Source organism: Fibrobacter sp. UBA4309 (genome assembly GCF_002395745.1).
In the GTDB taxonomy this organism is placed as follows: Bacteria; Fibrobacterota; Fibrobacteria; order Fibrobacterales; family Fibrobacteraceae; genus Fibrobacter.
In genome coordinates this window covers 1-14,527 of sequence record NZ_DGUN01000032.1, presented here as the reverse complement: position 1 = coordinate 14,527, position 14,527 = coordinate 1, and the positions used below count along the sequence as shown (strand labels likewise).

The window sequence follows — 14,527 nt, the reverse complement described above, 5'->3', positions numbered from 1 at the left end:
CTTGTGTTCCTTCACGATCTTCTGCAACAGGTTCTGCAGTTCTTCGTGGAACTTGTCGGCAGGGACGTTCTGCATCTTGTCGGCGATGAGGTCGAAGGCTTCGGCCACAATCGTGTTGAGGATGACGTTCGGTTCGGAGCAGCTCTGGCTAGAACCCGGAGCGCGGAATTCAAACTTGTTGCCGGTAAAGGCGAACGGAGAAGTTCTGTTGCGGTCGGTCGCGTCGCGCGGGAGTGGCGGCAGCGTATCGGAACCGAGCTTGAGCGCGCCCGCCTGCTTGCTGGACTTGGGGTCACCCTTTTCGAGCTGGTCGATGACGTCGGCGAGCTGGTCGCCAAGGTACATGGAGATGATTGCCGGAGGAGCTTCGTTCGCACCGAGACGGTGGTCGTTGCCGGCGCTGGCGACAGCCATACGGAGCAAGTCGGCGTGGGTGTCGACGGCGTAGATGACAGCGCAGAGCGTGGTGAGGAAGATGGCGTTCTGGTGCGGGTCCTTGCCCGGGTTCAGCAGGTTCACCTTGCCGTAGTTCACGGACCAGTTGTTGTGCTTGCCGGAACCGTTGATGCCGGCGAACGGCTTTTCGTGCAGCAGGCAGACGAGGCCGTGGCGGTCTGCGACCTGGCGGAGCACTTCCATAATCTGCATGTTGTGGTCGCAGGCGAGGTTCACTTCCTCGAACATCGGGGCGAGTTCGAACTGGGCCGGGGCGACTTCGTTGTGGCGGGTCTTGGCCGGGATGCCGAGCTTCCAGAGTTCCTTTTCCACATCGTTCATGAAGTTGATAATGCGTGCCGGAATGCTACCGAAGTAGTGGTCTTCCATCTGCTGGTGCTTTGCAGGTGCTGCACCGAACAGTGTACGGCCCGCCTGGTAGAGGTCCGGGCGCTGCAGGTAGAAGCGCTTGTCGATCAGGAAGTATTCCTGTTCGGCGCCGAGGGTGACGGTAACCTTCTGCGGAGCGACGCCAAAGAGGCTCATGAGGCGGTCGGCGGACTTCTGCAGGGCCTGAATGGAGCGGAGCAGCGGGGTCTTCTTGTCCAAGGCTTCGCCAGTGTAGCTACAGAATGCGGTCGGGATGCAGAGCGTGGCGCCGTTACCGTGGCGCTTGATGAAGGCGGGGGAGGTCGGATCCCAGGCGGTGTAACCGCGGGCTTCGAAAGTAGAACGGAGGCCTCCGCTCGGGAAAGAGGATGCGTCCGGTTCGCCGACGATGAGGTTCTTGCCGCTGAAGGCGAGAATGGCCTTGCCGTCTTCGGGTTCGAGGAAGGAGTCGTGCTTTTCGGCGGTGGAACCGGTAAGGGGCTGGAACCAGTGGGTAAAGTGGGTAGCGCCGCGGTCGATAGCCCACTTTTTCATGGCGTGGGCGACTTCGCCGGCGATACTCGGGTCGAGCGGTGCGCCACCGTCGATGGTGGCGAAGAGCTTCTTGCAAATGTCCTTGGGAAGATAGGCGCGCATGGCCTCGGCGTTGAAGACGTCTTCGCCGTAGAAGTCGATGTTTGCGGGTGCTGCGGGGAGGTTCTCGCCGGCGTTTTCTGCCGCGATGGCCTTGATTGCTTTCATTCTATATTCATTGCTCATGGCAATTATCTCCTAATTTGAAATTTTTCCGCTTTGTCATATGCAAAATGCGTGCCAACATCAATAATTGCGAAATTCTGATTAAAATGGGCAATTCTTGTCTTGTTACAAAAAATTGTTGTATTTCAAAAAATGTATACTGGCAAAAAATTTTACAAATGTTGTAAAAGAGATTTTTTCCTGATTCGCCCGTTATTTTTTTATCTTGTATCAAAGAGGTTGCTTTTGAAAAAGTCGCTTATTTTTGTATTGATTCTCTTGATTGCAACGGCTGTTTTTGCCGATGTCAAGAAAAAACGTTTCGATATTGGTGGGACTTCCAATGCTTTCGCTACGGAGGCTGTTGCGCCAGCTGCACTTGCCGTTTCCAAGCCGGAGGTTGCTGAATCTAAATCGTTCTATACTGTTATCACGGATACGCAAAAGGATCTTCGTGAAAAGTTGACGACAGCAATTTCTGCAATGAAAAGCGGCGACTGGAGCGCTATCTGGAAATTCCTTGTCATTTGCCTTATATATGGCATGTTGCATGCGCTTGGTCCAGGACATGGCAAGTCGGTTGTGGTCGGTTACTTTATTGCGCGTCGTGGCCGTTGGCGGCAGGGCGTTGCGCTTGGCGCTGGCATTACCGTGACACACACGATGAGTGCCGTGTTATTGTTGCTTATCTTGTATGCAATTTTCAAGGCGACCGTGTTTAACGCGTTCGAAACGGGTCGTATTGGCATTGAACGGGCGAGCTATGCGCTGATTATGCTTACGGGTGTATTGCTGGTGGTGCTTGGAATTCGCGATGTGATTAAGTCACACAAGGACAGTGAATGTGCCGCTCGGATTAATGCTGTGGAGGGGGCTGTCGTGGAACCAGCCGGTGCGGCCGGAGCCTTGCAAAACAGGGTGCTCCCGCCGGTTGCCCGCTGGCGTGAAATTATCGGAGTTGCCGCTGTTACGGGAATCGTGCCCTGCCCGGCTGTGGCGTTGATTGTGCTCTTCTGCCTGCTGAATTCCATGGTGGCGCTTTCGCTCTTGGGAGCGCTTGTCATTTGCATAGGTATGACGATTACGAACGTAGCTTTCGGTGTTGCTGCCGTCGCTTTCCGCAAGGGGATTGACAAGGGGAGCGCCCACACCCGTATCGCTACAAAAATATACACCGTCGCGACTCTCGCAGGTGGTGCTATTATCTTTATTTCGGGACTGTTGCTGTTTACGAACCAGTTCGCGGGAAGGGTGTAGGTAACATCTACAACCGTTAAAAATTACCCTTTCTGCGGTTCGCGATTTTCGTAGTCTTCCAAGAACGAATGCAGTTCACCGCCGGCCTTGTAACCGGGGAATGTTTCGATGCAGACGGAGTGGAGGCTGTTGAAGATGCTTTTTTCGATATTTGGATTTTCGCGCTTGAGGCGCTTGATGAGCATCTTGATTTCTTGCCGCTTGCTACCGCCACCGCCGTTGTCACAGACAGTGCAACTTTCGGTAAAGCGGCAGGCGCACTGGATAAACTGCAGCCCGTTGTAATTTTTCCAGTTGATAATGTCTTGCTCGTTGATGCAATACATAGGGCGGATGAGTTCCATGCCGCCGAAATTCAGGCTGTGGAGTTTGGGCATCATGCCCTGCAGTTGCGAGCCGTAGAACATCGCCATGACGGTGGTCTCGATGACGTCGGAGAGGTGGTGACCCAGCGCAATCTTGTTGCAGCCTAGGTCTTTTGCCTTGTGGTAGAGGTGGCCGCGGCGCATCTTGGCGCAAACGTAGCAGGGGGAACGTTCGGTGTTGTTTGCCACGTCGAAAATGTTCGTCTCGAAAACGGTGATGGGAATTTCCAGGAGCTTCGCGTTGCTTTCGATTTTCTGGCGGTTGATTTCGTTGTAACCGGGGTCCATCACCAGGTATTCTACGTCGAATTTCACGTCGCTGTGGCGATGAAGCATCTGGATGAGCTTCGCCATGAGCATGGAATCCTTGCCGCCAGAGATGCAGACGGCGATTTTGTCGCCTTCTTCGATGAGCTTGTAGTTCTTGATGGCGGTAATGAACGGTGTCCAGAGCCTTTCGCGGTATGTTTTCGAAATGCTCCGTTCTACGCTTTGGACAAATGAAAGTTCTCTTGCCATTTTCATTACCTTTTTTGCGTTTATTTGCAAAGTTCCTTGTAGCAGCTGTCGAATGTGGCCATGAATTCGTCGATTTCTTTTTCGGTGGTGAGGTGCGAAAGGCTTATGCGCCAGGAGTTCAAGGCGTTTTTGCGGTCGCGGCTGACGGCAAAAACGGCGCGGGAGGGGAGCGCATCTACGCTGCAGGCGGACTTGACCGACACGTAAATTCCTTTGTCCGAAAGAGCTTTCTGGAAAATGTTCCCGCGGACTCCCGCGACACTCAGGTTCAAAATGTGCGGAACAGCGTCTGCGGGCGAATTGATGCGGACTTTCGGATAGCCGCAGAGTTTTTCTTGCAAAATCTTTCGCAGCTCCTTGACTCGGGCAAATCGTTCTTCGAAATGCTCCACGGCAAGCGACAGTGCCGTTTCGAGGGATGCGTCCAACGCGAGTGTCGGGGTGCCGCTGCGGTAAATGGTGGTGCTTGCTCCGCCGTAAATGAGCGGTTCCATGGCGATTCCGCTTTTCTTGTACAAAAGCCCGCTGCCCGAAAGCCCGTAGAACTTGTGCGCGCCAATGCTTGCCGTGTCTGCCAAATTCAGGTTTATAGGCGTTTTCCCGATGGTCTGTGTCGCATCCACATGAAGGCTGCAGTTCGGAAATTCGCGGACAATCTTGCTGATAGATTCCAGCGGCTGCACTGTCCCGAGTTCGCTATCGACTGCGTTCACCGTCACGAGTACCGTATCTTTGCGGAGCAGGCTCTTCAAGTCTTCCAGGTCGATTTTCCCGTCGGTACCGATTTTTACCATCTCGATTTCGTAGCCCGCTTCTTGCAGGGCCGTGAGCGTGGCGCTTACCGAGGAATGTTCCAGCGGGTTCGTGATAATGTGCTTGCCCACATGGCGCTTGGCCTGGACTATGCCGCGGATGGCGGTGTTGTTGCTTTCGCTGGCGCCCGAGGTGTAAATGATTTCGTCGGGGTTTACGCTCAAAAGTTTCGCGATGGAATCGGTCACCTGGGCGAGAAATGCTTTTGCCGCATGCCCTGCTTCGTGATTCGAATTGGCGTTGCCAATAAACCTGCGTTCAACTTCGCAGAATCGTTGCAAGGCTTCTTCGCTTGCCGGGGTGTTTGCCGTGTAGTCGAAGTAGGGCATAGCGAAAGTAAAGATAGAAAATTATTCTGTGCCTTCCATCTCGTTAATCAGCTGGATGTTGTACAGCTTTTGCACCTGTAAAATATCGAGGATCACGGCGATGCGCTCGTAAGTCGTGCCCTTGTCGATCTTGATGGCGACAGGAGATTTCTTGTTCTGCACCGTTGCTGCCTTTTCGCGGAGTTCGTCGGGCGTGCCTCGCTGTCCGTTAAAGGCGAGTTCCGTTTCGGAAAGTTCGATGTACAGGCCCTCGGGCGTGTCGCGCTTGACTTCGCTCTGCGTCTCGGGCAAGATGAGCTTGAGTACCGATTCGTCCTGCTTGAAGACGGACGTCACCAGGAAAAACACGAGCAGCAAGAAGACGCAGTCAATCAGCGGCGTCATGTCGGGCCGGATTCGGCGTGTTCGCTTAGCCATTTATGCATCCTCGTTTGCGGCACGGATGTGGTCTTTTTCTTTGAGAATTCGACCCAACTGCAAAAGCACGTCGTTTTCCACATTGTCCTGCTCGGATTCCATGCGGGCGTTCAGGTAGTTGAACGCAATGACGTGCGGAATGGCGACCACAAGGCCAATCACCGTCGTAATGAGAGCAAGTTTGATGCCTGTAGCGAACGCACCCGCATCAGAAAGACCCGAAACAGCGATGACGCTGAAGGCGTTGAAGATGCCGAAAACGGTTCCCAAAAGGCCGAGCAGCGGAGAGATGCTCGCGATGTTTTCAATCGTAGTCATACCCTTCTGTAACGGCGAGAAGGCGAGCGCAATTTCGGTGCGAATGCTTTCGATGATGATGTGGTGATCGGTATTGTGCGTCACTACGCGATGCAGGATTTTGGATGGCAGGCGGTTACGTATGCTTCTGTTGAAAAGAATCAGCGAGATGATTTTCCATACGATGATGGAATAACCGACGAAGTTCATCGCCACGAGTACGTAGGCGATAATTCCGCCCTGTTGGATAAAGTCTAAGATGTAGTTCATTGTGTTCCTGTTTAATGAAGGTTATACTTGATTGGAATCTCCATTTTCCATGTGTCCTTGCCAAGTACAGCTGGAATCGGGTCGAACTTTGGCACGGCCTGCACCGCGGCAAGCGCGCTTTCGTTCAGAGAAGAATAGGGGCACGGTTTTGAGACGGTCGCTCCGCTGATGCTTCCGTCTTTGGCGACTGTGAACTGCACACGCACGGTGCCTTCTTGCTTTAAGCGACGGGCTGTCGCTGGGTAGTCCTTCTGCTTTTCGAATGCCTTGGAAAGCCCGATAAGGTAGGCCTTTGTCACCTTCATCAGCGAATCCTTTGAGAGTTTCGGTGGAGGTGGCGGCGGTGGGGGCGGTGCCACAGGTTCAGGAGGCGCTTCGACGACGGGTTCGGCATCCGTAACCACAATCGGTTCCGGCTCTGGTTCCGGTTCAGGTTCCGGCACCGTATCTTGCACAATGTTCGGGATAATTTTCGCGCGGACCACTTTCTTCACGATTTTCTTGACTTCGGGCGGGGGCGGAGGTGGTTGGAGCAACAAGCGCTCCACATGAATCACCTCGGCATCTTCGCGGGTGGTAACCACCTGCGTCCGCTTCAGGAATCCCCAGGCGTAAAAGCCCACGTGCAGCAAAATGGCAACGACAATGCCAATGCAAAATACGCGCCGCATCGTGAATGCGGAATAGGGATTGCGCGGGCGCGATGTCGGTTCAATTTCAAAATTCATCAGGTCTTATTAGAAGTAATACTTCGCTTTCGCCCAGATTTCGCGGTTCTTGTCGTAGCCTGCGAGTTGCCCGCGTTTGCCGCCAAAGTGGTCGTAACCGAGCGAGAGCATCACTTGGTCAGTAACTGAGTAATCGCCCGAAACGCGCGCGTAATAGGCAAGGTTGTCTATATCGAACATTCCGTAGAGCGAGAGCTTGAGCGTGTTGTTCAGCAGTTCCTTCGAAATGCGGAACGTCATTTCGGAACTGTTCTTTTCGGCAGCCAAGTTATGCGAATAGTCGGCGATGTACTTGTGCAAATACTGCACCATGAAAGTCCAGTTGTCGCCGGCGTACCAGTCGATTCCACCAAGCGCATTGAAGGTATTCTTGCGGGCGTAATCGAGATTGCTTGCATAACCGAGCGCTTCACCGAAGTATTCTGCGATTTCAGCTCGCAGCACGAACTCCCCGAGTGGCATCGACATGTCGCCACCGATCATGGTCATGGTTTTGTGAATGCCGTGGATGACAATGGAATCCTTGACGGGGTCGTAGCCTGCGACCGTAACGGGCGACTGGTTATGTGTATGGAGTGCCGAAATGGAGAAATCCAGATTCGAGAGAAAGAACGAAACTCGCGTTCCGAAATCTCCGTTCTTGAATTTGGCATCGGGACCATCCGGAAAATCGATGCTCGCTTTTTCGGGCAATTCAGGACGCCAGGGGTTTTCTTCTTGCATGGGCATTTGGAAGTATCGCGGCACGGGCACGTAAACGATTTCGGCGTTCACGCGCTCGCCGGGGTACTTGATACGGAAACCGTCGACAGCCATGCGCATGTCGTCGTAGTCGCTCGACATGAATTCGGTGTAATCAACAGGCGAAATCAAGTCGGTAACGCGAAGCCCGTCGGCAACGCCCCATACCACAATCTGGCGGCCCGCGCGAATTTCAAGAAAGTCGTTCTGGTAGTTGAAATACGCCTCTTGCAACTGCACGCCGGTGCGGTCTTCGAGAATGCTGTTGTGCACGCCGTTCAGGCTGGTGAACAAGTAGGCGTTCTCGTAATCCACGCGGAGTTCTGCACGCAAGCGCGTCCGCGACGTCGTGAAGTCGTGCGGATGCTTTGTCTGCACCGCATGATACGTATCCACGAACCCGTTGAATTGAAACGGACTTTCTTGGGCAACAGCGGTCGTCGCCGCCAATAACAATGCTGCTAGAGATTGCTTCGTCACTTTATTTCTCCTTAATTTGTCATTCCCGACTTGGTCGGGAATCTCCTTTTCTACTAAAAAATGTTTTGTAAAGGGGAGATGCCCGCCTTCGCGGGCATGACAAAAGTGGGGATAGTTCCTTATAATCCTCGTTCCAAGCGCGGCACGGTGAATGTCTTTGCGTCAAGCGGGATGTTGAACTTGATATCGCCGAATTCAAGGAGCGTCTTGTGGTTGGTCTGCACGTTTTCCATGCTCATCTTGGCGATAGACCAGAATCCGTCTACCTGAACCACGTTTTCAACTTTCAGCGAGCGGTGCAGTTTGCCGAGTTTGTCATAGTATTCCACCTTGGCGGCAATCAGGCAATCCTTGCGGATCCAGGAAATTTTCTTCGAGAAGATTTCGTCGCCCTTTTTCGGCACGGATTCAACCACCCAACAATCGATTCCGTCCACCTTTTCTTCGCGGAGGAGCTTGTGCGTGTCTTCGTCGATGTTGCGCTGGCCCACATCGTCGTAAGTGAAGTCGGAACCCATGAAGTAATCCGTCTTGGAGCTCTTTCCGCTAATGCGGCGCGTCTTTTTCATGGCGGGCAGATAAAGCCACTTGTCGTCATCCTTGTTGATGTCGTCGTAATCGACCGTCAGGAATCCCGTACCCTTCACGTCGTTGGGGTAGCGGAAGAACATGATCTGCTTGGTATCTTTGCCCACGTCCATTGCAAACGAGGTAATCTTGCGTTCGCGCTTGGCTCCGCTCTTGTTGATGAGAGTCATCGAAAGTTCGGAACTGCGGGTGTCGCCATCGGGGCGGTCATGCACCTTCTGCACGATGTCGCGGCCGGTTAAAGTTTCTGCGCTCACCATGGCGCTCAATGCGACAATAATTGTCGCGGCTGTTTTTGCGAATTTCATATTCATAAATTTCTCCTATTTTCCAAAAATCTTGAATTTCTTGATTAAAAGCGGTGTCACGAACAGGTCGGCGAGCAATGCCGAGACAAGGCCCACGAACACCACGAAGCCGAAGTTGAACATCTGCGTTGCGGCAGAAGTGGTGAAGCCCGCGAAGGTCGCCACCATGATAATCGTCGTCATCACGAGTGCCGGGCCCGCCGTGCGGAACACATTGAGAATCGATTCGCGGTAATCGTGGGTGCGGTCAAATTCCACATGCCCGTGGTTGATAAAGTGAATTGTGTCGTCAACAGAAAGGCCGATAATCATCGGGATAAGCGTCGCCGTCATCATGTCAAGCGGAATGTCCGTGAGTCCAAGGTAGCCGCCCACGAAAATGCCCGGCGCAATGTTCGGAATCATGCCGATAAGGCCCGTGCGGATGCTGCCGAAAACAATCATCAAAAGGACAGCCACGATGACCACAGAAATCAGGAACGACGTCATCTGGCCCACTTCCAGGTACTGCTGCATGGCGGTGAACTGCGGCAAGTTGCCCACGGCAGTCACCTTTGCGTCCGGGTAAAGCTTGCGTGCGAAATTCTGCAAGTCCTCGATTTCCTTCTGGAGTTTGTTGGAGTTGTAGCTCGAAATTTCAATCATCAAGCGGAGTTTCCTGTAATCGTAATCCATCCAGTAGCTCGCTTCGCTGCCGCCCGCGTTTTCGTAGAGCAAAAGCAACTGAGCGACTTCTTCTTCAGTTTCGGGAATGGCGTATTTTTCCTGACGGTTTTCGTTCAGCGTGCGGTCCAAATCCTTGACGATATCAAGAATGGATGTGGAGCGCTTGGTGAGCGGGTACTTGCCGGCATATTCCTGCAACTGTTCCAACTTTTTCAGGTTCTCGACTTCCTTGGCCTTGTCGTTTGTACCAAAGTCAATCACCAAGTCGTACGAATAGAAACTTCCGATTTCGGATTCTGCCACGTAGAGCATCTTGTTCACGTATTCGACCTTGCGGCCCATGGTGCGTTCCACGTCAAAGGCGGGTTCTATCTTGGTGAGCCCGAAAACAGAAATTGACGTCACGATGGCGAATACAATCGCAATCGGCTTGCCGTGTCCGAGAACGAACTTGCCGATAGAATCGAGAATGACTCCCATACGCGTGTCGCCGCGTTCAAGCACCTTCGCGTTCGGCTTCTTGTCTTTACCGAAACTCAGGAGAATCGGCGAAACCGTCAGCGCCACGAGAAGAATAAACGCAATCGCAATCGACGAAAGAATGCCCACGGAACGAATCGGCTTGAGCATCACCGAAAGGAAACTGAGCAACGCGACAATCGTGGTAAGGCCCGAGAACAGCACCGACCAGCCCGTTTCACGCATGGCGTAAAGTACCGATTCCTTGCGCTTGCCCGTAAGCATCATGTTCTTGCGGAAGAACGAGTTGATGTGAATGTTGTATGCAATCGAGACGGCAAAGGCCAAAATCACGGGCACCATGATGTTGGTTACGTCCATGTAAAGGCCAAGGTAACCCACCAGACCGAAGGTCATGATGACGCCAGCAAAAGTCGTAATCAGCGGCGAGACAATCCCGCGCAGCGAACGCGTCACGATGAACATCACTATGATGGCGCAGAGAATGGTCATGATGAAAATGCGGCCCATTTCCTGACCGATGTAGGTCATCTTCTCGAAGCTCAAGTAAGGCATGCCTGTCGCGCGCGGATTCAGCGGTGCATACTTTTCCTTCGCGATGATTGCAGCCGTTTCGCGACCCGTTTTCATGTCAGGGGCTTCCGCCTTTTCACCCTTCGCTTCGCCTTCGGCCTTCCACACGGAATCTTCGGGGAAGGGGCGCAGCTTGATGTTGATGAAGGCCTGCTTGCGGTCCGTTGAAATCAGTTTTTTTGCAAGTTCCGGCTTGTCAGCCAGACGCTTTTCGATTTCGGCAAGCCCCGCCTCGTCCGTCGGGATTTCTTCGGGCACAATCTGCGTGATTTCCATGCCCTCTTCGGTACCGAGCATGTATTCCAAATCGACAATCGAAGTCGCCTTGCCGTCGGAATACGAGAGGCTATCGCGCAGTTCGTTCGAAAGCTCGCGTAAAAGTTTCAGGTTGTCCGGCGTCAAGATGGAATGGTCGCTCTCGACCAGCACGCCCACGAAATAGTCGTTACCGAAAGTTTCCTTGAACTTGTCCGTTTCGACAAGCATCGGGTCGCCCTCGATAAAGTAGCTGTCCCACGAGGCTTCGACGTAGATTTTTTTCATGCCCACAATCGAAACCGCAAGCAAAACGACAAACGCCACCAGCAAAATGGCTCGGTGGTTGAGCAAGAATTCGCCAAAACGGCCGAACCGCTCGTTGATTCTTTCAATGTTAATCTTTGGAAGGCTCATTGTATCCTCTTTTTTTGCGGAGCAAAAAGTAGAGAGATGAGCCTAAAATTTCTACTCCAAATGGTTTTGCTCAAAACCGAATGGGTTGCAAATCTTTCCGGATTATCGCAAGTCCATTTGGAGCGGTTTTTTGTGCGGGTTTCGGCTAATTTTGGCGCATGAAAAACGCTGAATTTGTTGACCGTTTGAGTCTCGCCGAAATGGGTGAGAATCGTTGCGGGACGGTCGCCCAAATTGAGGGCGATTCCCGCTTTATTTCAAGAATTGTTTCCATCGGGCTTACGCCGGGTTCCGCCTTTACGCTTCTCAAGAATGACGGGCGCTCGCCGGTGCTCGTTTTTTGTCGCGATACGGTTATCGCTGTCAACCACAAGGAAAGTTCACAGATTTTTGTCAAGGTAGAATCGTAAAGATGAGCGAAATCAAGACTATTGCCTTGCTCGGGCAACCCAATTCCGGTAAATCAACGCTTTTTAACAACCTTACGGGACTTCACCAGCGTGTGGGCAACTGGCCCGGCAAAACGGTGGAGCAGGCCGAGGGTGAATTTGTTTTTGATGGTACGATATATAAAGTAATCGACCTTCCGGGCAGTTACGGGCTTTCGGCGAACTCCGAAGAAGAGGTCGTGACTCGCGACTACATTCAGAGCGGCAAGGCGGACCTCGTGTGCATCCTGGTAGATGCATCGCAGCTGGAACGCAGCCTTTACATGCTGGCTGATTTTGTGGGCATTCGCTTGCCCGTGATGCTGGTGCTCAACATGATGGATGTGGCTGAAGCGGCGGGCAAGAAGATTGACGTGGCTGCGATTGAAAAGCGCCTCGGCGTTCCGGTGCTTGGCTTCAGTGCGGCCGAAACGGAACGTTATCCTGAATTTTTCAAGAAGATGGTTTCGGCCATCAAGACGCCTGTTTGCCTGGATAGCGGGAGCCTGCGCGAGGAACTCGTTAGCGGGGGAGAGCTTGGCGAAAAAACGGATGATATCATTAGCCGCATCGAAGCAGCCCTCGGCGATTTTGAATATGGCGTTTGCGAAAGAATCTGGATTGCGGAAAAGCTTCTCGAAAAAGACAAGCTCATTTGCGGTATCGTGAATGAATCGCTTCCGTTCGCAAGGAAGAATGCGATTGATGCAATCCTCGATAGCGACGAAGGGCGCGACGGCGGAATTCTTACTGGTGAAGCCAAGTATCGCTGGGTTTCAAAGATTGTGCGTGAATCGGCGACGCCCAAGTCCATTGAGAAAGTCTTTAGCAAGTGGGACCGCATCGCCACGCACCATATCAAGGGCAAGTTCTTTGCGTTCGGCATCATGGTTGTCTCGCTGATTGCGTGCATGATTCTCGCTTTCCCGGGCATGGGAATCGGTTTTGGAATGCAGCCTGTATTGCAGTCGCTCGTAGAACGCGCGGGCAATGCGCTTGGCGTTTGGCCTGTTGTCATTTCTTTCATCAACTTGGTGCTCGTCGGTGGAACTTGTATTACAATTTGTATGACAAGTTTCATTTTCGCTATCATTTTCGTGTTCCGCATTCTTGAAGAAATCGGCTATATGGCGCGTTTCTCGTATGCGTTCGACAACTGGCTTTCGCGCCTGGGCTTACAGGGCAAGGCGATTATGCCGCTGTTCTCCGGAATTGGCTGCACGGCGGGTGCGGTTTGCGGCACGCGCGTGCTCGATACCCGCGGGCAACGCTTGCTTGCGCTCGTTTTGTTGTGGGCGATTCCGTGCGGGAGCAAGGTGGCGGTGGTGCTGTTTCTGGCGTCGACGTTCTTCGGGTCGGCGGCTCCGCTGTTCGGCATCGGTTACGTGGCGCTGATTTTTGCAAGCTTCTACCTGTCTTCACGCCTGTTCGGCAAAAAGCTTGTCCCGCAGAATGAACGCGTGGGCATGATTATGGAATTGCCTCCTTATCACAAGCCGCATTGGAAGATGATTGCTGCGATGGTGGGGCGCAGCACCTGGGGCATTTTCAAGAAAGCATTGAAGATGATCCTGATGGTGGCGGCCCTTTTCTGGGCGCTCTCTTACGCAGGCGACGGGAATGTGGAAAATACACTCCTGTACAAAATTGGCAATGCGATTGAGCCCGTGACGATGTTCTTTGGCATGCGCTGGGAGCTGTTCGTCTCTTATCTGGGCGGCATGTTCAGTAAGGAAGCTTCGCTTGGCATTATGAGTACGCTCTTCAACCACACCGGCGAGGCGTTCTCGCTGGTGACCCGCGTGGCGGCAAGCGAAAACTTGGGCGAGGCGCTTGCAAGTACCATCAGCAAGCCCGAAGCACTCGCATTCCTGTTTGCATCGATGTTCAACGTTCCCTGCGTGCTGGCGATGGGCACGACCTACCGCGAGGCAGGCTCGTTCAAGTGGCTAGCCACCATCATGGGCTACTACTTGGCACTTTCGCTCGGGCTCGCCTTTATCGGCTACCACATCGGATTGCTGATTTTCTAAGTGAAATTTTATAGTGCGCTGTCGAGCACCATCATGAGCGTGAAGCCCACAGCAAAAAGGATGGTGCCGGCATCAAAATGCTCTCCTTCGCTGACTTCGGGGAGCATTTCTTCGATGACGACATAAATCATGGCGCCTGCCGCAAGCGAGAGCAGGTAGGGCATAAACGGCGAAAGCGCCTCAGCCGCAAGCAGCGTGATTAACGCGCCTACGGGTTCTACGGCTCCAGAGAGTGCGCCCAGGGCAAAAGCTTTTTTGCGGGAAGCCCCTTCGGCACGGAGCGGGAGCGAAACCACCGCCCCTTCAGGGAAATTCTGGATGGCAATGCCTATGGCAAGCGCGAACGCACCTGAAAGCGTGATGGCCACGTTCCCCGAAAGCCAGCCTGCGAAAACGATACCGACAGCCATGCCCTCGGGCAAGTTGTGCAAAGTCACCGCCAGCGTAAGCATGGTCGTGCGCTTGAGTTTTGCCTTGGGGCCTTCGGGCGTGGCGCTACCCAAATGCAAGTGCGGTGTTATTTTATCCAAAATGTACAGGAACAGGATGCCGGCCCAGAATCCGACTGTCGCTGGGATGAAAGCGAGTTTGCCCATCGATTCGCTCGCGCTGATTGCGGGCAAAAGTAGGCTCCAGACGGAGGCCGCCACCATGACGCCCGCCGCAAACGAGAGTAGACCCCGCTTGAGGTTTTGCCCCATCTGCTTCTTCATAAAGAAAACACATGCGGCACCGAGAACCGTCCCTAAAAACGGGATGGCAAGACCTTGGGCAATTTGTAATATGGGCTCGTTCATGCCATAAAGATAGTATTAACCTTTCTCATACGGCTTGCACAGGTAAACAAGTGCGGTGGTGAGCGTGTAGTCGGCAAGGAGTGCGGCGCCGAGACCCACGATGGAGAGCAGGCCCACGTTGTGGAGGGCCCCCATGGGGCTGAAGATGAACACGAAGAACATCGCGCAAAGGATGAATGTGGTCATGCCCATGGTCTTTCCGA

14 protein-coding genes are annotated in these 14,527 nt (G+C 53.2%); 3 read left to right on the top strand and 11 right to left on the bottom strand.

All coding sequences use genetic code 11. From position 1 onward, the window contains the following. On the bottom strand, nt 1-1,461 hold a 1,461-nt coding region (locus B3M32_RS03595; RefSeq protein ID WP_414655169.1), incomplete at its 3' end, for a glutamine synthetase III. A 348-nt stretch (nt 1,462-1,809) separates the two neighbouring features. On the opposite strand from B3M32_RS03595, the gene B3M32_RS03590 reads away from it, so the two are divergent. After that, nucleotides 1,810-2,820 carry a nickel/cobalt transporter gene (locus B3M32_RS03590; RefSeq protein ID WP_290743632.1) on the top strand — a complete coding sequence of 337 codons (1,011 nt, stop codon included), beginning with the start codon at nt 1,810-1,812 and terminating at the stop codon, nt 2,818-2,820. 23 nt (nt 2,821-2,843) lie between these two features. Here B3M32_RS03590 and B3M32_RS03585 read toward each other — a convergent pair whose 3' ends face one another. The 8 genes from B3M32_RS03585 to B3M32_RS03550 all read right to left on the bottom strand — a co-directional run bounded on the left by B3M32_RS03585 (nt 2,844) and on the right by B3M32_RS03550 (nt 11,066). Then, nucleotides 2,844-3,704, bottom strand: a complete 861-nt coding sequence (locus tag B3M32_RS03585; protein ID WP_073054715.1) for a tRNA 2-thiocytidine biosynthesis TtcA family protein — start codon at nt 3,702-3,704, stop codon at nt 2,844-2,846. A 20-nt stretch (nt 3,705-3,724) separates the two neighbouring features. After that, on the bottom strand, nt 3,725-4,846 hold the full coding sequence (locus B3M32_RS03580) for a cysteine desulfurase family protein (RefSeq protein WP_290743630.1): 1,122 nt from the start codon (nt 4,844-4,846) through the stop codon (nt 3,725-3,727). 21 nt (nt 4,847-4,867) lie between these two features. Further along, nucleotides 4,868-5,263: an ExbD/TolR family protein gene (locus B3M32_RS03575; RefSeq protein ID WP_073192239.1), complete on the bottom strand. Its 396-nt coding sequence runs from the start codon at nt 5,261-5,263 to the stop codon at nt 4,868-4,870. Beyond that, nucleotides 5,264-5,830 (bottom strand): MotA/TolQ/ExbB proton channel family protein, encoded by a 567-nt coding sequence (locus B3M32_RS03570; RefSeq protein ID WP_290743629.1) that lies wholly within the window; start codon nt 5,828-5,830, stop codon nt 5,264-5,266. Nucleotides 5,831-5,841: 11 nt separating this feature from the next. Continuing rightward, on the bottom strand, nt 5,842-6,558 hold the full coding sequence (locus B3M32_RS03565; protein WP_290743628.1) for an energy transducer TonB: 717 nt from the start codon (nt 6,556-6,558) through the stop codon (nt 5,842-5,844). 9 nt (nt 6,559-6,567) lie between these two features. Then, nucleotides 6,568-7,779 carry a DUF1302 family protein gene (locus B3M32_RS03560; protein ID WP_290743627.1) on the bottom strand — a complete coding sequence of 404 codons (1,212 nt, stop codon included), beginning with the start codon at nt 7,777-7,779 and terminating at the stop codon, nt 6,568-6,570. Nucleotides 7,780-7,898: 119 nt separating this feature from the next. Beyond that, entirely contained in the window at nt 7,899-8,681 is a 783-nt protein-coding gene (locus B3M32_RS03555) for an outer membrane lipoprotein-sorting protein (RefSeq protein WP_233143047.1), read from the bottom strand. A 9-nt stretch (nt 8,682-8,690) separates the two neighbouring features. Beyond that, nucleotides 8,691-11,066 (bottom strand): efflux RND transporter permease subunit, encoded by a 2,376-nt coding sequence (locus B3M32_RS03550; RefSeq protein ID WP_290743625.1) that lies wholly within the window; start codon nt 11,064-11,066, stop codon nt 8,691-8,693. 158 nt (nt 11,067-11,224) lie between these two features. On the opposite strand from B3M32_RS03550, the gene B3M32_RS03545 reads away from it, so the two are divergent. Next, nucleotides 11,225-11,476 carry a FeoA family protein gene (locus B3M32_RS03545; RefSeq protein ID WP_254794573.1) on the top strand — a complete coding sequence of 84 codons (252 nt, stop codon included), beginning with the start codon at nt 11,225-11,227 and terminating at the stop codon, nt 11,474-11,476. A 2-nt stretch (nt 11,477-11,478) separates the two neighbouring features. Continuing rightward, nucleotides 11,479-13,527 carry a ferrous iron transport protein B gene (gene feoB, locus B3M32_RS03540; protein WP_290743624.1) on the top strand — a complete coding sequence of 683 codons (2,049 nt, stop codon included), beginning with the start codon at nt 11,479-11,481 and terminating at the stop codon, nt 13,525-13,527. An 8-nt stretch (nt 13,528-13,535) separates the two neighbouring features. On the opposite strand, the gene B3M32_RS03535 is transcribed toward feoB, so the two are convergent. Both B3M32_RS03535 and B3M32_RS03530 read right to left on the bottom strand, forming a co-directional pair. Beyond that, nucleotides 13,536-14,324 (bottom strand): ZIP family metal transporter, encoded by a 789-nt coding sequence (locus tag B3M32_RS03535; RefSeq protein WP_163453088.1) that lies wholly within the window; start codon nt 14,322-14,324, stop codon nt 13,536-13,538. Between the two features lie 15 nt (nt 14,325-14,339). Beyond that, nucleotides 14,340-14,527, bottom strand: a 188-nt coding sequence (locus tag B3M32_RS03530; protein WP_290743623.1) for a hypothetical protein, incomplete at its 5' end; no start/stop codon positions are given.

Bases quoted from the DNA above. Each gene is read 5' to 3' on its own strand.
- B3M32_RS03570 (WP_290743629.1), bottom strand. From the start codon at position 5,830: ATGAACTACATCTTAGACTTTATCCAACAGGGCGGAATTATCGCCTAC.
- B3M32_RS03585 (WP_073054715.1), bottom strand. From the start codon at position 3,704: ATGGCAAGAGAACTTTCATTTGTCCAAAGCGTAGAACGGAGCATTTCG.
- B3M32_RS03575 (WP_073192239.1), bottom strand. From the start codon at position 5,263: ATGGCTAAGCGAACACGCCGAATCCGGCCCGACATGACGCCGCTGATT.
- B3M32_RS03555 (WP_233143047.1), bottom strand. From the start codon at position 8,681: ATGAATATGAAATTCGCAAAAACAGCCGCGACAATTATTGTCGCATTG.
- B3M32_RS03535 (WP_163453088.1), bottom strand. From the start codon at position 14,324: ATGAACGAGCCCATATTACAAATTGCCCAAGGTCTTGCCATCCCGTTT.
- feoB (WP_290743624.1), top strand. From the start codon at position 11,479: ATGAGCGAAATCAAGACTATTGCCTTGCTCGGGCAACCCAATTCCGGT.
- B3M32_RS03550 (WP_290743625.1), bottom strand. From the start codon at position 11,066: ATGAGCCTTCCAAAGATTAACATTGAAAGAATCAACGAGCGGTTCGGC.
- B3M32_RS03545 (WP_254794573.1), top strand. From the start codon at position 11,225: ATGAAAAACGCTGAATTTGTTGACCGTTTGAGTCTCGCCGAAATGGGT.
- B3M32_RS03580 (WP_290743630.1), bottom strand. From the start codon at position 4,846: ATGCCCTACTTCGACTACACGGCAAACACCCCGGCAAGCGAAGAAGCC.
- B3M32_RS03565 (WP_290743628.1), bottom strand. From the start codon at position 6,558: ATGAATTTTGAAATTGAACCGACATCGCGCCCGCGCAATCCCTATTCC.